The sequence below is a fragment of the Pseudoxanthomonas mexicana genome, assembly GCF_014397415.1.
Taxonomy (GTDB): domain Bacteria; phylum Pseudomonadota; class Gammaproteobacteria; order Xanthomonadales; family Xanthomonadaceae; genus Pseudoxanthomonas_A; species Pseudoxanthomonas_A mexicana.
The window spans coordinates 2,815,083-2,836,300 of the sequence record NZ_CP060731.1 but is presented as its reverse complement, the minus strand read 5'-3'; the positions used below and the strand labels follow the sequence as shown (position 1 = coordinate 2,836,300).

At 64.1% G+C, this 21,218-nt stretch carries 15 protein-coding genes; all 15 read right to left on the bottom strand.

Annotated features, from left to right (window positions below; genetic code table 11):
* Positions 1-524 precede the first annotated feature (524 nt).
* Positions 525-3,596: an efflux RND transporter permease subunit gene (locus IAE60_RS13250; protein WP_222937132.1), complete on the bottom strand. Its 3,072-nt coding sequence runs from the start codon at positions 3,594-3,596 to the stop codon at positions 525-527.
* Positions 3,593-4,654: an efflux RND transporter periplasmic adaptor subunit gene (locus IAE60_RS13245; RefSeq protein WP_187572624.1), complete on the bottom strand. Its 1,062-nt coding sequence runs from the start codon at positions 4,652-4,654 to the stop codon at positions 3,593-3,595. The genes IAE60_RS13250 and IAE60_RS13245 overlap by 4 nt, the downstream gene beginning before the upstream one ends.
* Before the next feature lie 2 nt (positions 4,655-4,656).
* The gene (locus tag IAE60_RS13240; protein WP_187572623.1) at positions 4,657-6,120 is read right to left on the bottom strand and encodes a TolC family protein; all 1,464 of its coding nucleotides are present in this window, start codon (positions 6,118-6,120) and stop codon (positions 4,657-4,659) included.
* A gap of 716 nt (positions 6,121-6,836) precedes the next feature.
* A complete protein-coding gene (locus IAE60_RS13235; protein WP_299347306.1) occupies positions 6,837-7,274 on the bottom strand; it encodes an EamA family transporter in 438 nt (145 codons plus the stop codon).
* Between the two features lie 24 nt (positions 7,275-7,298).
* Entirely contained in the window at positions 7,299-8,834 is a 1,536-nt protein-coding gene (locus tag IAE60_RS13230; RefSeq protein ID WP_187572622.1) for an ArnT family glycosyltransferase, read from the bottom strand.
* Positions 8,835-8,984: 150 nt separating this feature from the next.
* Positions 8,985-9,344 carry a hypothetical protein gene (locus IAE60_RS13225; protein ID WP_187572621.1) on the bottom strand — a complete coding sequence of 120 codons (360 nt, stop codon included), beginning with the start codon at positions 9,342-9,344 and terminating at the stop codon, positions 8,985-8,987.
* 112 nt (positions 9,345-9,456) lie between these two features.
* The gene (locus IAE60_RS13220) at positions 9,457-10,173 is read right to left on the bottom strand and encodes a hypothetical protein (protein WP_222937130.1); all 717 of its coding nucleotides are present in this window, start codon (positions 10,171-10,173) and stop codon (positions 9,457-9,459) included.
* A gap of 145 nt (positions 10,174-10,318) precedes the next feature.
* Positions 10,319-10,936, bottom strand: a complete 618-nt coding sequence (locus IAE60_RS13215) for a LuxR C-terminal-related transcriptional regulator (protein WP_187572619.1) — start codon at positions 10,934-10,936, stop codon at positions 10,319-10,321.
* Between the two features lie 71 nt (positions 10,937-11,007).
* Positions 11,008-13,359 (bottom strand): NADP-dependent malic enzyme, encoded by a 2,352-nt coding sequence (locus IAE60_RS13210; protein ID WP_187572618.1) that lies wholly within the window; start codon positions 13,357-13,359, stop codon positions 11,008-11,010.
* Positions 13,360-13,533: 174 nt separating this feature from the next.
* Positions 13,534-14,349, bottom strand: coding sequence for a hypothetical protein (locus tag IAE60_RS13205; RefSeq protein WP_187572617.1), 816 nt, complete (start codon positions 14,347-14,349; stop codon positions 13,534-13,536).
* A gap of 77 nt (positions 14,350-14,426) precedes the next feature.
* A complete protein-coding gene (locus IAE60_RS13200; RefSeq protein WP_187572616.1) occupies positions 14,427-15,143 on the bottom strand; it encodes a hypothetical protein in 717 nt (238 codons plus the stop codon).
* 87 nt (positions 15,144-15,230) lie between these two features.
* Positions 15,231-16,742 (bottom strand): hypothetical protein, encoded by a 1,512-nt coding sequence (locus tag IAE60_RS13195; protein WP_187572615.1) that lies wholly within the window; start codon positions 16,740-16,742, stop codon positions 15,231-15,233.
* A 20-nt stretch (positions 16,743-16,762) separates the two neighbouring features.
* On the bottom strand, positions 16,763-17,731 hold the full coding sequence (locus IAE60_RS13190; RefSeq protein ID WP_187572614.1) for a YncE family protein: 969 nt from the start codon (positions 17,729-17,731) through the stop codon (positions 16,763-16,765).
* A 31-nt stretch (positions 17,732-17,762) separates the two neighbouring features.
* The gene (locus IAE60_RS13185) at positions 17,763-18,920 is read right to left on the bottom strand and encodes a PstS family phosphate ABC transporter substrate-binding protein (RefSeq protein ID WP_244966575.1); all 1,158 of its coding nucleotides are present in this window, start codon (positions 18,918-18,920) and stop codon (positions 17,763-17,765) included.
* Between the two features lie 32 nt (positions 18,921-18,952).
* Positions 18,953-21,181 carry a TonB-dependent siderophore receptor gene (locus tag IAE60_RS13180; RefSeq protein WP_187572613.1) on the bottom strand — a complete coding sequence of 743 codons (2,229 nt, stop codon included), beginning with the start codon at positions 21,179-21,181 and terminating at the stop codon, positions 18,953-18,955.
* Positions 21,182-21,218: the final 37 nt, after the last annotated feature.

Genomic DNA, 21,218 nt, shown 5'->3' with positions numbered 1-21,218 from the left:
AGGATCTTTCCATCCATTCAGGACAACCAGACAGGACCAGTTCGGCGACGTCTTGATCCATCAGTACGGCTCCGTTGTTGCGCATGTGGTCTTCGATGAAGTGACGCCCCGCCGCTTGCCTTGAAAGAAGGTGTAGATCTGGGCGTTGGTTCTTCAACTCGGAAGCATGCGGTTCGGGCAGCGGGACATCGCCTCGGCAGAGGAGGTATCCACCATCGACCCGATAGAGATGTAATCGCATGGGGTCGGGCCTTGGGTAGACGGTGTCTGCGCATTTCGCAGGCTCACCCTATCACGAGGCCGAGGCCGCAGGCGTCGTCTTATCGCCTTAGTCGAGTGCCCGCATTGATGATCACCCGGCGCGAGAATGTCGGAAAGATGTCAGGCTGGTGAGGTGGGGTCCAATCCATCGGATGCGCCGGTGCCGCCGCGGTCTGGACAGGGTACCGGCTCGACGTGGTCGCAAGTGGTACCCCCTCCCGGCTGGCGTTTGATGGCGTGGCTTCGCTGGCCCGTTGACGGTATCAGGCACTGGCGTGCTCGCGGCCACGCCAACTTGACGCTTTCTTGTCGATGAGCCAGAAGATTGCAGGCATGGCAACAAGCACCATGGGGACGGCGACCAGCAAGCCTGCGATGATGGTGATGGCCAGCGGGCGCTGCATCTCCGATCCAGATCCTATTCCCAAGGCGAGCGGCATGAGGGCCAGGATCGCAATGAGCGAGGTCATCAAGATGGGCCGCAGTCGTGCGGTCGCGGCCTGCTTAAGATCCTCGATGTTAATTGGTTCAGAAGTCTCGAGCTCGGCGAAGTAGAAGATAGCCACCTCAGTAACGATGCCAATGATCATCGTCAGCCCGATCATCGAGGACAGGTTCAACTCGGTTCCCGTGACCCATAGCCCGATGAAGACAGCAGGCAGCGTCAGCAGAATCGTCGCTAAGATCGACAGCACGATCGATGCCCGCTCGTACAGGAACATCAGCAACGTCGCCACGATAAGGAAGGCCGCTACGAAGACCAGGGAGAGGTCGCGAAAGCTTTGCTTCTGTTGGTCGTATAGACCGCCGTACTCCACCACAATGGGCGCAGGCAGGTTCAGAGCCTGCACTTCGGCCTGCACTGCCTGCATGGCCGAGCCCAGGTCGATCCCTTCCAGACGGCCGGTCACGGCCACCATCGGCCGCAAGTTCTCACGCGCCTGTTGCATCTGCCCTTGCTCGATGGTGACGGCCGCCACCCGTGAAAGGGGCAAGGTTTGCCCGTCGGGTCCTCGAATAGGCAACCGGGCGATCTGGTCCAGACGTTGACGCAGGGATTCAGGCGTCCAGACCCTCACCGCCAGCATCTGCTCGCCTGTTTGTATGCTGCTGGAAGGCACGCCATTGAGCAGCGCATCGACCTGCTGGGTCACCTCATCAGGCGTCAACTTCTCCAGCGAAGTTCTCACCCGGTCGACCTTGATTTGGATCGCATCACCGGCGATGGTCGAGCCGTCAAACACTTCCACGACGCCTTGGATCTTGCTGATGGCCTGCGCCACCCTGCCCGCCTGGGCACGCAGGACCGTATCGTCGGGCCCGAACAGCTTCACTTCAATCGGCTGCGGCGTCGAGGTCAGGTCCCCGATCAGATCTTCCATCAACTGGGCGGTTTCCACCTGTAGACCGGGTACGCTCGCCTCTACCCGCGCTCTCAGGTCCGTCATCACCTCCTCGATCCCTCGCCGTGGCATGGGTTTGAGTTTGATGAACATGTCGCCTTCGTTGGACTCGCTCAGGCTTCCTCCCAGTTGCATTCCGGTCCGGCGGGAGTAGCTCTCGACCTCGGGCAAACTACGCACGATCGCTTCAACTTGCTGCATCAAGCGGTCTGACTCGGTCAGCGACGTGCCCGGCGCTGCACGGTAATCGAAGATAAAGCCGCCCTCGTCCATGCGCGGCATGAAGCCACTTCCTACCAGACGATAGGCGAAGGCCCCCACGACGACCAACAGCATGATGGGCACCAACAGGAAGACCGGGCGCTTGAATCCCAGCTGTAGCCCGCGCTGCGCCTGCCGCTCGATGCTGCGCTGCCAGCGTCCGGATTTCTCCAGGGACTCGGCATCCTCAGGGCGCACCAGCATCTTGGTCAGGATCGGCACCACGAACAGGGCCACGCAGTAGGAGACCATCAGGGTAAAAGCCATGGTGATGGCCAGCGGACGGAAGAACCCACCGGCCACGCCACTGAGGAATGCCAACGGAAGAAACACCCCCACGGTGGCGGCCGAGGAGCCCGTCAAAGGTCGAAACATCTCCATGGCGAACTTCAGCACCGGGGGGGACTGCCCTGTCGGTCCCTCATGCGTGTGCTGCACCAGGCGACGCGCCATGTGCTCGATCATGACTACCGCATCGTCCACCACCAAACCCACTGCGGCCGCCATGCCACCTAAGGTCATGATGTTCAAGCTCTGTCCGGCCAAGTGCAGCGCCACGCCCGATATCAACAGCACCATGGGCAATACCAGGCTCACGATCAGGGTGATGCGCTTGTTGCGAAGGAATACCAGCAGGACCAGTCCGGCCAATACCGCCCCGATCACAATGGCATCGCGTACGCTGCCCGCCGAGGAGACGATCAGCTCGGACTGATCGTAGTAGGGTCGGATCGTGATGTCCGGAGGCAATGACGCTCGCAGTAGAGCCAGTTTGTCTTGCACGGCGGTGACCATGGCCACCGTATTGGCGCCGCGCTGCTGCATGATGTTCAGCAGTACCGCATCCTTGCCATCGGCATTGACGCGGGTCCACTCAGGGGCTTGACCAAGCGCGACCGTGCCCACGTCCTCCAGCTCGACGATGCCGTCCTTGCCGCTGCGAAGGATGGTCTTGCCGATGTCGTCCTGGTTCTGCAGGCGACTATCGGAAAGAATCAGGTAGAGGCGATAACGATCTTCGACGCGGCCTACGGCGGTCACGACATTGCTGGCACTCAGGGCCGTGCTGACATCGGCGGGCGTGAGGCCATAGGACTGCAGCTGCACCGGATCAAGCAGGACGTGATACTCCGCCTGTCTGCCCCCCATGAGATCGACTTTGGCCACGCCACCGATGGCCGTGAGCTCGGGCGCGATCTGGTACTGGGCGACATCGCGCAGCGAGGTCTGCGAACGGGTTGGTGAGGTCAGGCTCAACCCCAGCACCGGGAACACGGTCGGATCCATGCGCCGGATGCCAAAACTCGTACCTGCCGGCAAGGATGACAGTGCGGCGTTCACTTCGGCTTGGGTCTGCAACAGGGCGGTCACCATGTCGGTGCCCCAGCCGAAGGAAAGCGAGAACTCGGCCGATCCGCGACTGGTGTTGGATCGTATGGTCTTTACATCAGGCACGCTGCGCAGGGCCTGCTCCAACGGGCGGGTGACCTCGACCACCATCCGATCGACCGGGCGATCACCGGCATCCACGCTGACCACGATCCTGGGAAAGTCGATCAACGGAAACAGTCCGACCGGCAATGCCCGCAGACTCATAATGCCCGCGCAAGTCAACAGCAGAAAGGCTAGGAGCACCGAGCCGCGGTGCCGCTGGATCCATTGCGGCATCATGGCGTCTGGGCTCCCTGCGGCGGTGTGCTCGCCACCGACATCCCGTCCTCGAGCTCGTAATTGCCGGCCACGACCACCTCCTCACCGGCTTTGAGTCCTTTCTGCACTTCGACCCAGGTGCCATCGTCGATGCCAGGCGTGACGAGCACGCGCCGGGCTGTGCCGCGCTCAACGATGAACAGATAGGCTTGGTCGCCCTCATAGAGCAACGCTGAGCGCGCAACCCGCACTGCTTGGTTGCGTCGCTGGATGCCGATCGCGCCCCGGACGGTGGAGCCAGGAAGCAAACCATCGGCCGCAGGCAGCGTGATCGTGGCCTGGAGCAGGCGCGTTTGTGGATCGACCTGATCCATCACCTCGGCGACCACGCCCTCCAAGCGCTGGGTGCTGTCGTAGACCGGAGAAACCACGACCGGCATGCCCGGTTTGACCGCGCTTGCATCGGAAGGCTCGATGCCAAGGCGCACCATGACCCCGCCCTTGCGGGCCAAATGAATCAAGGGCGCATCGGCGGCGACGATGTCCCCGCGGGCTACCGGAATGCTGACCACGGTGGTGTCGCTCTCGGCATACAGCACGCGGGTTCCACCGGCACCGACGCGGGTATTGGCGCTGGTCAGCGCGCTGCGCGCATTGCCCATGGCTTGCCGCGCCTGAGTCAGGTCGGCGTTGGTGGCCAGATGTTGGCCGAACAAGCGGGTCACTCGTGCCAATTCCTGCGTAGCGGCTGTGGCATCGTTTCGCGCGTTGTGGAGCTCTTGCAGTGCCGCGGCACTGGGCTTGATCCGGATCAGCGGTTCGCCGCGTCGAACAGACTGACCATTGGCCACGAGGATCTGCTCGATCGTGGCCTCTGACTGGGAAGAAACAGTGCTTTGGGATTGGGGCGGATACTCGACCGTGCCATAGGCCTGCAAGACCTGCTCGATCGGTCCTGAGGCGGCGCGCTGGACCTGAACGGTGGCCGTGGGTCCGGTTGCTTCCGACGCGGCCGATGGTGTGCGATTGCACGCACAAAGCAAGGTGGCGATGGCCATCACGTAGGCAGTTTTTTTCATGGTCAGGGGCCTTGGCTCAAGATCTGCGCGCCTGCCGCGGCCTCCAAGGCCACTTCGGCTTCCGATTGCGCCTGCTCAAGAGCAAGCAGGGTCAGGTGCTTATCCAGCATGGACGCACGCACCGTTTCATACGTCGTCAAAGGCAAGCTGCCTTCGCGCGTGGCCTGTGCGATGACCTTGGTGGAGGTCTCCAACATCGGCAGCTGCTCTTCGATCGCCTGACGTTGGGCGACCAGCGCAGCAAGGTCCTGCAGGGCCGCTGCGATGTCGGCCCGCATTTGGTGAACGCGGGCGGCGTATTCGGTGGCCAGTTGTTCGCGGGTGGCCGTGGCTGTCTGGATCTCACCTCGGCCCCGATTCCATAGCGGCAGCGTCAGGCCAATGCCCACGCCGTTGGACCAGATTCCGCCGGTATCCCGGGCACGATTGAGGCTCAGCTGCGGAAGCGGCAAGGACTGCCTCGTCGCCAGCTTGAGGTTTTGTTCCTGGCCGGCATAGCGCTCGCGCAAGGCCATCAAGTCCAAACGGCGCTCGGCGGCCGAGAGGGCAAGCGTCTGCGCCGCGGTGTCAGGTGCGGGCTTCAGCGGGGCCGGTGGCGCCAAGACAACCACCGTCCCTGGCGCCAGTCCCAGCATCGCATTGAGCTCATCGCGGCTGGCCTGCGCTTGCTTCTCATAGCTCAGACGTCGGTCACGCGCATCGAGCACGCCCAGTTGGTAGATGGTGACGTCGTCGAGCCGAACATCACCCTGCTGCATGGCCGCGTGCGCGCTGCTGTAGAGCTCCTGTGCCGTTGCTTCGGCTTGCAGCGCAAGCTGGGACTGGAGCTCCAGGTAGCCGATCCGGCGCACGAGCAAGCGGGCATGGTTGAAGGCAAGCCACTCCGTCCAGCCGACGTCCAGGCGAATGCCTTCGGCATCATGGCGCGCCGCTTCGACCTTGGCGCCCCTGACGAACACAGAGGCGATATCGAAGCTGGCGCCCAGCCCCACTGCATTGATCAGTCCGATCCCGGCAGGATGGTCCAGCGAGAGAGAGAGCTGGGGATCGGGTAGCAAGCCTGCGGCAAACAACTGGGCTTGCCCGACCCCCACCTGCGCGCGGGCGGCGGCCAGGTCGGGGCTGCCTATCAAGGCCAACCGCCCTGCATCGCCGTCCGTCAGCGGTTGATCCAGGGCGATTGAACCGGCGGACACCAGGGGGTGATCGGGTGAGGTTTGGGCCGTCAGGGTCGTCAGGTCCGGGGTCGCACCCAGAATCTCGGCCGTCGGGGGCAAGGGGGCGGACTGATAGCTGGCGCAGCCGCCCAGTACAACGCACCCCAGCAGGATGATGATTCTGACGGTGCGGGGCGATCGCACGAGGAGATCGAGGTCGGAGGAGCGTGGCATTCGCGCGGTCTTGCGATGGAATAGTCGGGCAACGAGGGCAAGCGGCAGGATCGGTGCCTGCAGCCTGATGCCCATGGTCTGGCGCACCGTGTCCGAAAACGGTCCTAGCGCTGTTCGGTTCTGGTTAAAGACATAAGCCGGCCCTGCGCCGCTGCGATACGGTCACTCGCCGGCAAGCCAACCTGCGGCCTAACGCCGTCCTGTATCAGTGCGCCCTGCTCCGCTCTCCTGGTGCCGGGGTCAGGTGGCCTCACAGTGACTAGGAGAACGTGGCCCGACGCGCTGGACTGTTAGTCTGGTCGCACTGCCTCTATCAGCAGCGGATGGCCCACCGCTTCGCTACCGATCGCATCGGTGGTGGGTCATCCCTGCTGACCCCGCGTGCTCGCCGATCACGACCCTCTCGCCCGCCTGGTGAGAGGTGCGGCCTCGGGGCGACGACCCTGACAGGGATCTGACAGGGCGTGCCAACAATGGGCGGGCCCACCTTCTTTCTGAGCCGCATGAGCGAGTCCCCCACACGGCCGTGGGCGTCCCATGAGACCTTCGATGGGACGAGCGCACGGTGCGCATTTGGTACTACGTAGTCGAGCGCGAGGGCCGCTGGTGGGTCAGCCGCGGTATGTCGCATGAGCTGATAAACCTACCGAGCGTGGAGACGGCCCTGGCTTACGCCGATGCCCTGGCTCGGTTGCTGCATGAGACTTACCAGCAGCCAGCCGGGGTGCGCGTTGCCGATCATGGGCGATGGCGCGATGCAGCCACCTACGGTTGAGTCGACCTGCGCACGATCAACCCTTCTTGATGACCAACAACAGCAGTCCAGCGGCCATGAGCGTAATGCCCAACCAATCTTTTGGCGCGGGTCGCTCTCCCAGGATGAAGAAGGCAAAGACCGCCACGAGCACCACACTGAGCTTGTCCACCGGCGCTACTCGAAAGGCTTCCCCGACCTGCAGGGCACGGAAGTAGCACAACCAGGATGCACCTGTGGCCACCGCTGAGAGAATCAGATATCCCAAGGTGCGTGCGGGCAGCTGCAAGGGGTTGCTCCACTTGCCCGTGATCCACACCAGCGGCAGAACCAAAGCGCATACCACCACCGTGCGCAGGGCCATTGCCAGATCCGCGTCCACGTCCTTGACGCCCAGCTTGGCCAACACCGCGGTCAGGGCCGCAAACACGGCCGATAGCAGCGCCCAGATCACCCAGTGTTCGGGCATCGGCATGGGGAGTCCTCCTTCGTGTGAGTGCTAGCGAAAGGCGTTTTTCGGTGGCGGGCCTGGCACCCCGGGTGGATGGGTCACTTCGAAGATCACGCGCCCCTGATATCGCTCGCCCAGCGGTCGGGCCACAAAACCATGCTCGCGCACCACCCGTTCCACTTCTGGCCAGAGGTCTTGCTTGGTGACATAAACCAGGCCGTCCTCCAGTCCGGTCTCTTTGATTTCATCCCACAGACTCTCGTCGTAGCTGGGATTGAAGCGTGCCTGGGGCGCCAGCTCGCGGGCTACGCGCTCGATCTCCACATCCAGGTGCAGGTGCAGGCCGTAGCGGGCCATGTCCTCCACGAAGATGACTTCGCGCACCGGGGCGTGGCTGCGCTGCTCCAGCATGCTGGCCCACGCTGAAGCATCCTTGTGGGTTGGGAAGTAGGCCGCTGCAAAGCGAAGCGCAAGGATGAAACCGATCCAGACCCAGAGCCAGGACAGCGAGGGCCAACGCCGGGCCGACCAACTGGACACGATCGCGATGGCGATCGGGGCAAACAGGGGCAACACATACAGCGGCAGGCGGGAGCGGGATAGGCAGAAGATCAGCAACGGCACCAGGATCCACAAGGCCAGCAATAGTGCGCCCGGCTCCACCGGCGCTTTGGCCGGGTCGGTCCGGAAAGCGGCCCGCAGCATGGCCGGTACCCCCTTGCCCCATCGCAGCAAACCGATCGTCCAGGGGGCCGTGCCCAGCAGCAGCGTCGGCCCGTAGACGGCCAACCAGCCATACCATTGCCCGTTCCTGCCGAAACGGTCGCTGGCGACGCGATCAACCAGTTCGGCGCCGAGGAAGTACTCCCACAGCCCTGCATGGCGGGTCCCCACCACGGCGTACCAGGGCAGCGCGATTCCCAGGAAAAGGACCACGCCGGCCAGATGCCAGAGCGGCGAGGCCGGCACCGGGTGCGGGCAACGCCAACGCAGCAGCAACAGCGCAAGCACGGGCAGCAAGGCCGGCGGACCCTTGGTCAGAAACGCCAGGCCAAACCCGATGTACATCACCAGCAGTCCCCAGGGCTGGGTCCGCTCCTGCGTGTTGGGGAAGCGATGGACGATAAAGCCGGCCATGGCCAGCAGTTGGAAGGCGCTGAGCAAAAAATCCGTGGTAATCAGCTGGGCGGCGCACACCGGCAGGAACATCGTGGCGTAGACCAAGGGCACCCAGCCGGCGGCCGGTCTTACCAAGCGCCTGGCGCATACCCACGCCAGTGCGATGCACGCCAGGTAAGCCAGCGCCACCGGCAGGCGTGCGGCCCACGGGGTTTGCCCGAACGTGGCCACGCTGGCGGCGATAAGCCAGTACGTCAGCGGGGGCTTGGTCCAGTGCCCGGTGTCTTCATTGCGCATCGGGTCCAGCCAGTTGCCGGTATCCAGCATGGTCAAGGCCACGTTGGTGTACCGGCCCTCATCGGGATCCCAGATCCCGCGCAAGCCGAGGAAGGCAAACGCCAGGATCAGACTGACGGTGAGCAAGGTGTACAGCGGCACCCCCGGCGGCGCGAGCGGGGTGACCATGCGTGGAGTTGGGGTGCGAACGTTGAGCACATCCCGCCCTTGGCCTTGGATGTGCTCATGGTCCGGATACGCAGGTCGGACTTTCGTCAGATTTGGTGTGACCGTTATGCGACAGCGGCGCCCTGCCCTGCGTGATCGTGCTGGCCCGCCTCAGCGTGCGCGCATGGCCGGCTCGGGGTAAGGCGCGTATCGCTGCAGGTGCTTGGGTACCTTCACCCGACGGGAAAGCACATAGCCATCCCGACGATCCAGCAACAGCTCCACCTTCATGCCTTGGGCGTCGTAGCCCTTGGCCTTGAGCAGCAGATCGCGCACCTCCAGTTGGGTCACTTGCGCCATCTCGCGCGCGGCGATGCGCTCGAGTTGCTCAAAGGGCAGTACGGCCGCGGTGGGGCGCGCCGTCTCGGTGTAGTGAGGGGGTGCTGGCGTCTGGGCGATGGCGATGTGAATGAACAGGCCCGTCAGTGCCGCCAATGCGACGGCGAATGTCAGCTTGGTGCGTGCAGTCATGGGTTACTCCTATGGCGTGTGCCGCTATCCGGCGCCTTATGTGTACGTCCGCGTCGCTGACATGCGCGCCATCGCCGTTGTCAGGTCCATGTCAGCGCAAGATCACCGCCGCTCAATGCTTGTACTCAAGCACCAGCTTGTAGGACGTTTGGGCAGCGCCTCGCTGGTTGCTTAGGCTGCGGCCCACCAGCGCCTGTACTTCAACGGCTTCGGTGGGGCGCCATTTGGCGGCCACGTTGGAGCGCAGGTGATAGCTGCTGGCATCGCCACGGGGCGTATCGGCAAAGACGTCGATGCCCAGCACCCATGCCGGTGATGGCACGTACTCCACCAAGCCCCCCATGCCCCACAGCTGCTGGGCACGGGGCGTGCCGAAGACGTGGGTGTAGCGCGCTTCGGCGGTATAGGTCAGCGCGCCGCTCGTCCGGCTGGTTCGCAACGGCACCTCCAAGGCGTAGCGGCCTCGACCGATGCCGGCACGCTCATCCCCGATCGGCACACTGAGCTTGGGCTCGACCAGCCAGGCCAACCGGGTCGGCGTTTGACTGGCCAGCTGATACTTGAGCTTCAGATCCAGATCGCGGGCGCCGCTGGTGCGGTGATCGCTCCGCTCGATCACGCCGTAGCCGTATGCCACCTCGACGGACATCGCCGCATTCAACGGCAGCGCATAGCCCAGCACCGGGCGCGACCAGACACGGCCGCCCGCATCCTGCTTGAGCGCGAGCTCGGCTTTGACCTTGCGTTTGCTATCAACGCCCGTGCCTCCGACCTCCCAGGGGCCAGCTTCGGCACCTGGCGTGGCCAACATGTAGGCGAAGGTGAGCAAGGGCGCAGCAGACGCGTGGCGCTTCCATCCCATGAGGCAGTCCTCTTTGATCCCGGCTGGTGCCTCTTTCTAGCGGCGCCAGCCTGATGCCGGGCTGATGCGCGCTGTCAGGATGACTCACCGCAGGCAAGCTGCTTTGGAAGCCTTATGCGACCTGATGCTCGAGGCGGGAGGCATTCATGAGCAACGCGGCCTGGGTTCTGGACCTGCATTCGAGTTTGCTCAAGATAGCCACTACATGGCACTTGACCGTGTTTTCTGCAGCGCCGAGCTCAGCACCGATCTGTCTGTTGGACAGGCCTTTGGCCACCAACTCAAGGACCCGCCTCTGCTTGGGGGTCAACTCCGCCATCTGCAGGGCCAGCGCGGCATCCTGCGATCCGGCCATGCGCTCCTGACTTCTGAACCAAGTGCCGCCGGACATGACCGTCGTCACCGCAGAGCGGAGCATGGATTCGGAACTTGTCTTCGACAGGCATCCGGAGGCGCCAATCTTCCTACATTGATCGATGATGTGAGGGTGACAATGGGTCGGCAAGACAATCGATGAGAGCTCGGGCACGGCCCTGTGAACCCTTGCCAGTTCATCCAGCCCGCTCGCGACCGGGCCGTTCAGGCTCAACAGCACCAGGCCGATGTCCTCGGCACGAAGCCTTCTTGCTTCCAGTTCATCCGCACTACCCAGTTCAAGCAGGCCGCGCGGGTGCTGAAACTCTGCCAGCACATGCGACAGCCCGAGCCGGAACACGGGCTGGTCATCCACGACAGCGAGCCTTAAATGCATGTGGCGAACCTCAGGCAGATCACATTGGGTCGGTCAATGCGAGCACGACACTACTTCTTGGCCCGCATCTTGTTCTCGAAGCGGTTCTGGTACTGACGAGCCGCCGCTTGTTTGAGCTGCTGGGTTTCCAGCGCGTCCCGTTTGCGGAGCTGCGCGTCCACCGCCGCAATAGCCGTCATGTTGACGATGCGGCGTGGGGTGGCGCTGGTGGTCAGGATGTGGACCGGTTTGGAGACACCCATCAGGATCGGACCGATGGCGGCCCCATCGGTCATCATGCGGACCATGTTGAAGGTGATGTTGGCCGCATCGAGCGTGGGAAACACGAACAGATTGGCGCGACCCTTCAACGTGCTGCCGGGCATGATGCGCGCGCGCAGGGCTTCATCCCATGCCGTGTCGCCCTGCATCTCGCCATCCACGTTGAGCTCGGGCTTGAGCTGGAACAACAGTTCACGGACCCGTCGCATTTTCAGCGCACCAGACGTTTCATGGCTGCCGAAGTTGGAGTGCGAGAGCAGCGCAATACGTGGTTCGATGCCGAAAAGCTTCAGGCGGTAGGCCGCCTGGAGGGTGGCCTCGGCGATCTGTTCGGGCGTCGGGTCTTCTTGTACGTGCGTATCCAGGAAGAAATAGGCGCCCTGCTGATTGATCACTCCGGTCATGGCCGAGGTCGACTGCAGGCCCGGGTCCAGCGGGATCACGCTGCGCACGTAGCCCAACTTCTTGTGGAAGCGGCCAACCAGCCCGGTGATCATGGCATCAGCTTCCCCGCGTGCGACCATCACCGCCGCGATCAGCGTCGGACGTGAGCGCATCAGGTTCTTTGCCGCGGCTTCGGTGACCCCGCGCCGGCAGGTCAGGCCGTGGTAGTGCTGCCAATAGTCGTTGAAGCGCGGATCGTCGAGGATGTTGGTGAGCTCGAAATCCTCGCCCGCGCGCATGCGCAGGCCCAGGCGGCGGATGCGCGCGTCGATCACGTCCGGGCGGCCGATCAGGACCGGGAGCGCCAAGCCTTCGTCGATCACCGTCTGCACCGCACGCAGCACGGTTTCTTCCTCGCCTTCGGCATAGACCACGCGCTGGCGTTCGGACCGCGCACGTTCGTAGACCGGCTTCATCATCAAGCTGGTGCGGTAGACGAACTGGCCCAGCTTCTCGCGATAGGCCGCCATGTCGGCGATCGGGCGCAGGGCCACGCCTGAGTCCATTGCCGCCTGTGCCACGGCCGCGGCGACCTCGACCAGCAGACGCGGATCAAACGGACGCGGGATCAGGTAATCGGGGCCGAAACTGGGGATGTCCTCACCATAGGCCGCGCCCAGATCGGTCGCCTCGCGCCGGGCCAGGGCGGCGATGGCGTGCACGCAGGCGACCTTCATCTCTTCGTTGATCACTGTGGCGCCCACATCGAGCGCGCCACGGAAAATGTACGGGAAGCAGAGCGCGTTGTTGACCTGATTCGGGTAGTCGCTGCGACCCGTGCCGATGATCACATCAGGACGCGCCGTCTTGGCCGCCGCCGGGGATATCTCTGGGTTCGGATTGGCCAGGGCCAGGATGATCGGTTGGCGCGCCATCGTGGCGATCATCTCGGGGGTGAGGATGCCGCCGGTCGACAGGCCCAGGAAGATGTCCGCCCCTTCGACGATCTCGGCCAGCGAACGCTTGCCGGTAGGACGCGCGTAGCGCGCCTTGTCTGGCTCCAGGCCAGGGCGGCCGGCGTACAGCACGCCCTCGTGATCCACAGACAGGATGTTGTCCGGATTCAGGCCCAATGCGACGAGCATATCCAAGCAGGCGATGCCGGCCGCGCCGACTCCGCTGGTGGCCAGCACAACCTCTTCGATTCGCTTGCCGACCACTTCCAGCGCATTAACCACGGCGGCACCGACGATGATCGCGGTGCCGTGCTGGTCGTCGTGGAAGACCGGGACCTGCATCCGCTCGCGCAGCTTGCGCTCGACAATGAAGCATTCCGGCGCCTTGATGTCTTCCAGGTTGATGCCGCCGAAGGTCGGCTCGAGCGAGGCGATGATGTCGACCAGTTTGTCCGGGTCGGTCTCGTTGATCTCGATGTCGAACACGTCGATGCCGGCGAACTTCTGGAACAGCACGCCCTTGCCTTCCATCACCGGCTTGCCAGCGAGCGCCCCGATGTTGCCCAAGCCCAGCACGGCGGTGCCGTTGGTGACCACGGCCACCAGGTTGCCACGCGCAGTGAGCTCGCTGGCGGTGTTCGGGTCTTCGACGATCGCCTCGCAGGCGTAAGCCACACCTGGGGAATAGGCCAGCGCGAGATCGCGCTGGGTCAGCATTGGCTTGGTCGGGGTGACCTTGATCTTGCCCGGCGGTGATTGCTGGTGGTACTCCAGCGCGGCCTGGCGGAATTCCTCGGTCATCTGCTTCAGTACTTTAGGGGAGTCGATGAAGATGGCCGCCCACCGTGGGCGGCGCGAGAGATGGAACAGAACGGTAGTGCTGGTGCTACAGCATCAGAACGCATCCACCACAGGGATCCGATGGGGGATGCATCGGAGGCCTGGGTGGATGCGTGTGTGACACAGGGCCCCTGATTACGGCAGCGGAACGGGCTTGGAGATCACTTCCGAGTAGTCGCGACGCAGTTCCTTCTTGGTGCCATCGATGTGCTGCCACACCGGGTAGTCGCCGCCCAGCAGCAGCTTCTTGTAGTTGCCCTTCACCGAGTCCTTGCGCTTGAACTCATCCTGGCTGGCGTACTGGGTCACCAGGAACGCCTTGGGCTTAGCCACGCCACCGGTGGCTTCGCGCTCCAGATACATCGTGTAGCGGGTCATGATGCCGGACGAGTACTGGTTACCCATGTTCGGATCGATGTAGTCGTCGGTGAACTCCTGGTACTTGTCCTTGTCCACCAGCGACTCGTACACGCCGGTGACGAACACCGACTGGCTCGGATCGTTCTTGCGGCTGCGCTTGTCGAGCAGCACATCCACGCGGCTGACAATCACATCCGGGCCCAGCGCGCTCGCGCTGTTGGCCTTGAACGTCTCGAAGGCTGCCTCGCTGGGGAAGTCCAGCAGCGCGAAATCGGCGAAGGCCTGGCTGTAGCCTTCCTTGACCTCATGCTCGACGTACTGGGTCAGCACCACGTCCGAGAGCGTGCCATCGGCCTTCCAGCCGGCCAGCTTCTGCGCCAGATCGGCCGGCGCCTTCTTGTCGGGCAGGACGAACAGCAGGGCGTGGGCCGGCGTCTCGGTGGCACTGGCCACCGGTGCGCTTTCACTGGCTGCCGCGACTGGCTCTGGGGTGGCCGTGGCGGCCTCTTTCTTGCCGCAGGCCACCAGGGCCACGCAGGCCAGCATCAGGCCCAGCCATGTCGACGTCTTGGATTGAAGCGGGTATTTCATCGGTCTCTCCACTTTCCTAAGGGGTGCCCCGCATCGGTGACGCGGGGGAGGTGCTCGTCATGTCGTGATGCAAGGGATCAGCGAGCCGGCACGGCCAGCGTCCAGCTCTGGGTGGTCCGCAGGGATTCCTTCAGCTCGTACTGGCGCGTGTACTCAGCGTCCACGCGCGCAATGTCCTCGCTGAGCTTTTCCTTGATCGGCTCGGCTGCCTGTTCGGTCTTGGCATCGGTGTACTCCAGTACCAGCAGGGCGCGCCCTCCCTGCCCGTGTTCCAGGTACATGGCATACCGGGTCAGGATCTTGTGCTTGTGTTGGGCTTCCAGGTACTTGGTCAGGTAACCGTCCACCCAGGCCTGGAAGGCTTCCCGTGAGGACGTCAGGGTGTAATAGCTGATCTTGTAGACCGGCTGGCTGCCGGCCGCCGGCGCACTGCCGCCTTCGGTGAGCACATCGGCTGCTATGGCTTTGATGGGGGCCGCCAAGGTCGCGGCATTCTTGGCCTGCCACGCCGCCAGCTGCGCGGCATCGGCGAAGTTCAGCACCGCCATCGCGCCAAAGCCGGAGGGCTTCTCGCGCTTGACGCTGTCCACCCACACCACGTTCTGCGCACCGAGTTCGGCGCGCCACTGAGCGACGTGGCCCGACAGCGCGGCCGGTTTGGCGGCGCCTTCAGGCACCACCAGGATCAGATCATCCGCGGCCTTGGCGACCTGCAGGCCGGCCAGCAGCAGGCTGGTGGTCAAAGCACTGGCCGCGAGCCAGTGGATGGGACGAGAGAGCGAAGCCGTTTTCATAGGACGTTCCTGCAAGGAGATGACGCCACAAGCGATGGAGGGTGCGCGGCGCCGGACGACGAGGACCGACGCCGCGCGGGGGGAGGATCAAGGAGTGGGCGGGGTGAGCAGCCACTGCAGCGCGGCGCCATAGACGGCCTGCCCTTCTTCGGTCAGGTCGGGAAAGCGCGGGGCATCGAGCGGAAAGAGGAAGCGGCGTGCCGGTGCCTGGCTCTCATCGGCCATCGTGGCGCCCTTCTCGAAGGCGAACATGGTGGCGTGCTCGGGCTGGTTGGGAATGGTAGCGATCACCTGCGCGCCGGCCGGCGGACGCGACCAGGCCAACACGCCCGGCGTGCGGTAGAGCTTGAGCTGGCCTGGCGAGAGGCCGGCGGCCACCGGATGGTACGAGCGCACAAGGTGCACGTAGTTTTCCGGTGGATACAGGCTTTCCTTGTGGTCGTTGACGCCGTAGTCGGTGTTGCGACGACGGCTGACCATGCCCAGGGCATCCACGGCCTTGGCTTCCAGCAGCAGCACCGGGATGTTGGCATCGGCGTACTTCACACCGAGCTTGTACTTGTTGGTGCTGGCCGAAATGATGACCAGGTCCATGCCCTTGGCGCGGCTGTCCGGCTCCATGTGATCGGCCGTGCTCACCTCAAAGCCCAGCGACTTCAACCACGCCAGCTGCGCCTGATCGGAGGCCTCGTTTTCGGGCCACGGCAGATCGTAGCGACGAACGAACAGCACCTTCTTGCCACGCGCGGTGCGTTCCAGCGCAGCGCGTTGCTCGGCCAGCGAGGCGCTCACGCGCGCCTGCGGCGGGCTGACCGCCCACTTGAGCGCCGCATCGAACAGGCGCCGGCCACTGAACCAGGCGTACTCCTTCGGATCTTCGGCCGCCGGACCCTGCGCATCGGACAGGATCGACCAGCTGTTGTGGCCGAGGAACAGACCCACTCGCCGGGCCGGGGCCACTGCATCGCCCATCATGGCGGCGCCGCGCTCGTAGGAGAACACCGCGGCCTGGTCCACATCACCACCAAACACCACCGCGATGTCGGCGCCGCGGCTGGGCTTGCCCCAGCTTGGATCGGTCACGCCACCACTGAACAGCAGCGGGGCGAACATGCCCTGCGGAATCTTGGCCGCACGCAGGATCGGATTGGTCGAGCTGGTGGCGTGGGCGTAGTAGTCGGCATGGTTCTCGTTGTGGAACGGCTTCTCGCGCACCACCGAGAAGTCTTCGTGCAACTTGTCCCCGGTCATGCCCAACAGCGGGAAGCTGTAAGCACTCCAGGTCACCACCGGCACGTTGGCGTCGCGGTACTTGCTGCCCAGCTCGCGTGCATTGACGGTGGAGGAGATCAGCACCAGGTCCTTGCCACTGACCTTGGCCGCGTCCGAAGCGGCCGCCGTGGTAACCGTTGCTCCCAGCGTACCCAGGTAGTCGCGGATCAACGGATCATCGTTGGGCACGTCTTTGGCGGTGGCGCCGATGACGAACAGGATCTGCTTGCCCTTGAGGGCATCATCGCGCACGGCCTGCTGTGCGTGGGCGTGCGTGGCCAGCAGGGCCAGCGACAGCACGGCCAGATGTTTGAAGGTCTTGATCATGGGATTGTCTCGGCTCGTGCTCACTTGCCCACCACTTGGATGCCGTTGGCACCGGCCACAAAGGCCCTGCCCGTCTTCTCGTCAAACGCCACCGCGGTACCACCAGCGACCTTGGGCACGGTGGCCTCCAGGGACGGCGTCAGCTTGGCGTTCTGCACCACGTCCAAGCTGCCGTCGGCATTGGGCATGTACAGGCGCACCAGACGCGCCGGGGCGTACTGGATCGCGATGCCGGCCGCGCCGGTGCCTTCGGTGCTGACCACATTGAGCATCTGGCCCGGATCCGGATCCACGACGATCATCTTGCTGTTGCCGGTGGCCACGTAGATGCGGCGTTCCTTGACGTCATTGACCAGCGCCGTGGGCGCCTTGCCCGGCCACACCGAGATCGTGCCCAGCGACTTGAAGGAAGCGGTATCCACCACGTGCAGCAGATCGCGCGCTTCATCGGCCACGAACAGATGGCCGCGGCCGTCGGCCGAGGCCTGGCGCAGGCGTCCGCCCAAGGCGAGCGAGCCCTTACGCGCGCCGTTGCGTGCATCCAGGGCCACGAGCTGGCCGCCCTTGGCGTTGGAGACATAGACCACGCCGGCCTTGGCGTCGAACTCCAGCTCACGCGGCTCACTGCCACCGGAGCTGACGGTGTTCACCGCGGCCAGCGACTCCAGATCAAAGACCACCACCGTGGCGCGATCCACGGCGGTGGCGTAGCCCCGGCGCAGATCTGGTGCCAGCGCCAGGCCACCCACATTGCCTTCGATGGCCAGCGTGCCCACCTTCTGGCCGTTGTCGATGTCATAGACATCCACCCCGCCCTGCCGGCCGGCGTACAGGCGGCGCGCTTTGCTGTCTACGGCCAGCGCCTGGGCGCTGCCGGGGCTGTCGCTACCCAGCGTACTGAGCGCCTTGTAGCCCTGCGCCATGGCCGGCGCTGGCATCCAAGCCGCAGCCAGCAACAGCGAAGTCAATGCGAGCGAAATGGGTTTCATGGAAATTCCTGTAGGAAGTTCGACGTGCTTTTCAGCGCGTCAGGGTCTGACGTCCGGGTGCAGCCTGCACCTCGCGCAATGGCAGGAAGATGCCGTGGTCGCGCACGACCTGCTGGCCCTCCTGGCTGAGCACAAAGCGCAGGAATTCATTGAGTGCGGGCGGCAGAGGCTTGCCCGGCGCCTTGTTGAGATTGAAATAGACCAGTCGGGTGAGCGGGTACTTGGCCATGGCCACGTTCTCGTAGCTCGGCGCCACCGGGTCGCTGCCAGGCGTGGTGACCAGCGGCAGCATGCGCACCGGGGCATCAATGTAGGCCAGACCCGAGTACCCGAGTGCATAGCGGTCCTGAGCCACGTTGGCTGCCAGGGGGAACACCACCTTCTCGAAGTGGATGTCTTCGCGCCACTCACCGCGCTTGCCGTCGCGATCCAGGATCTTCTGCCGGATGAACTCTTCGAAGCCGTTCCAGGGCTTGATGCCGTGCACGTTGATCTTCTTGTCGGCCCACTCCCCGGTCAGGCCCAGCTGGCCCCACGTGGTGATCGCCGGTTGACCGCTGTGACGAGTACTGGAGTAGATCGCATCGATCTGGTCGTAGCTCAGCTGCCGGATCGGATTGTCCGGATGGACGAAAAACCCCATCGCATCCAGGAAGCCGTAGTGGCGATAGCTGCCGCCGGAGATCGGAATGCTGGTCGGGCCGTACCCGAAGCGCGCGTTGAACTCGGTCAGATCCTCAGGCTTGAGCTCCCGGGAGACGAACACGAAGTCCACCGACTCCTTGATCAGTTCCTTGGTGCCCAGGCTGCCGGCGAACGGCGGCTCGATGCTCAGCTTCACGTCCGGGTGATAGGTCGCGAAGCGCTCGAACCACATGCCGACCAGGCCGACCAATACATCGGAAGAGGCGCCATTGAAGCTGCCACTGAGTTTCACGCCCGGGGTGGGCACGTACTTGGGCAGCTGCAGATCCACGCTGGGCTGCATCAGCTCCGGCGCAGGCGTACGACGCCCGCGCTGGCGTCCTGCTTCCTTCTCTTCTTCGGTTTGCGGTGCGTTGACCGGCAGCGGTGCTTCCAGCCACTCCACCGGACCGCTCAGCTGCGGACGTGGCTTGGCCGGACCGGCCTCAGCGGCCAGCGCCGCATTGGCCAAGGTCAACGCACAGGTCATCATCAGCAATGCCATGGCAAGGATGAGGACGGCAGCACTGCGACGGCTCACCATAGGGGGATTCTCACGGACAGGGTGATGTTGCGCGGCACGCCCGGCACGACGCCGTTCTCGTTGGTCGTGGAGTTCACGCCTTCGAAGTACAGCTTGTCGAACACGTTGCCGATCTTGAGGGTGAAGTCGTAGCGATCGGCCACGCGGTAGTAGAAGGCCAGATCGGCCACGGTGTAGGACGGCAGGATCAGGATGCGCTGATCGTTGGCGCTGGGCAGGCTGCCGGCGATCTCGCTGCTGTAAGACAGACCCGCACCGATGCCCAGGTTGCGCAGGGGACCTTCACTGAAGTCGTAGCGTGTCCACAGGTTGGCCGACTTCAGCGCCGAGTTGGTCAGGCGTGCACCGACCAGCGGCGCAGCACCGGCGGCGTAGGTCTCCGATACGTAGGCGTCGGTGTAGGCAATGCCGCCGATCAGCTGCAGGTTCTCGCTGACCTGGTAGTTCAGTTCGAACTCAGTGCCCTTGGAGCGCTCTGCCCCCACCTGCTGCGAGCAGGTACCGCCGACGCCGGCGTTACAGGCAATCGGGGCGACGGTGTTGGACTTTTCGATATCGAAGAAGGCCAGCGTGGCGGTCAGGCGGTTATCCAGCAGTTCGGTCTTGGCGCCGATCTCGTACTGGCGGCCCTCCTGGGGGTCGAACGGATTGGGGTTGCCGGCCGCATCCTGCACGCCGGCCGCTTGCGGGACGTAGGAGGTGGCGTAACTGGCGTACAGGGTCCAGTTGGGCTTGGGATGGAACAGCAGGCCAGCGCTGGGGAGCACGGTCGAGGACGAGGTGGAGTTGCGCGTCAACGGCGGGGTCTTGCGCTCCTCGGCATCCTGCTTCTCATCGGCATAGCGCAGGCCCAGGCTGACCTTCCAGCGCTCAGACAGGGTCATCAGGTCCGACACGTAGACACCCAGCGAGGTGTTCTCGGTGTAGCGGCGGTTGACCGGGCCGGTAGGAAAGCTACTCAGCGGCGGGGTCTGGCCCAGGATCGGGTTGTAGACACTGACGTTGATGCGGCCCGGGCCGGGCAGCGAAGCCGCACCGCTGGCAGGACCATCGAAGAACTGGATGCGCTCAAAGTCGGTGGTATCCACGCCGTAGGTAGCGCCGACCAGGAACTTGTGCTCGACCGGACCGGTGGCGAACGGAATGGAGAAGTTGCCATCGAAGTAGTCGTAGTCGCGCTGGTTGAACTGCTGGCGCGCGCGTCGGCGCAAGGTCACCCCATCGGCCAGCACGCCAACGTTGTCAAAGCCCTGGGCGTAGTCTTCCCCGCGCACACTGCGCGCGGCCAAGTTCAACGTGCTTCCATTCTGGAAATAGTGCGAGACGGTTACCGTGCCCGAGTAGGCCTTCTCATCGGCGGTATCACCTTTCTCCTGGTAGCGCGTGCGGATGTCGGCGATCCGGTTGGCGTCCTTGTTCGGCGCCACCAGCTGGTTGTTCTCGTAGGAGTTCTCGCGCTTGCGGTACTCGAAGGCGGCGGTGATCTGGGTGGCATCGGTGGCGTGCCAGGTCAGGCTCGGCGCGATGTACTGCGATTCGTCCCAGCTGTTGTAACGGAAGCCATCCTTATCGGCGTACTCGGCCACCAGGCGATACAGGAAGCGCTGCTCGCTGTCGATCGGGCCGGTGAAATCCACACCCAGGTTGTAGCCGTTGGCATCGCCGGCGGACAGGCCCGCACCGCTGTAGGTGCTGCCGCGCAGGTCGATCAGCGCAGCAGACTTGGCCTTGGGTTTCTTGGTGATGATGTTGACGAAGCCACCGGGCTGGGCGCCGCCGTACAGGATCGAGGCCGGGCCCTTGACCACTTCCACGCCTTCGGCGGCGAAGGTGGGCGGGGAGCCGAAACGGCCGGCCACGCCGGGCATGCCATCGACCATGATGGCGTTCTTGTCGGCCTGCGTGCTCTTGAAGCCACGAATCGAGATGTCGTAGCCGGTGTTGCCACCACGGCGCACGCCGGTCATGTAGCTGTAGAGATCGGCCACGCTGGTGGTCTCGATCGACTTCATGAACGAGTCGCTATAGGCGGCCACGGAGAACGGCGTCTCCATCACCGTGATGTCCTGTTTCATGGCGCTCTTGGCGCCCTGGGCGACGAACTTGCCCTGCACCTGGACCGCATCCAGGGTGGTGGCATCCTGGCTGGATGCAGCCGCTTCCGTGCTCTGGGGCTCCTCCGTCGGGGTTTCCTGCGCATACGCACCTTGCGCCAGTCCCATCACAACAGCGACAGCAAGTAGATTCTTACGAGCCATG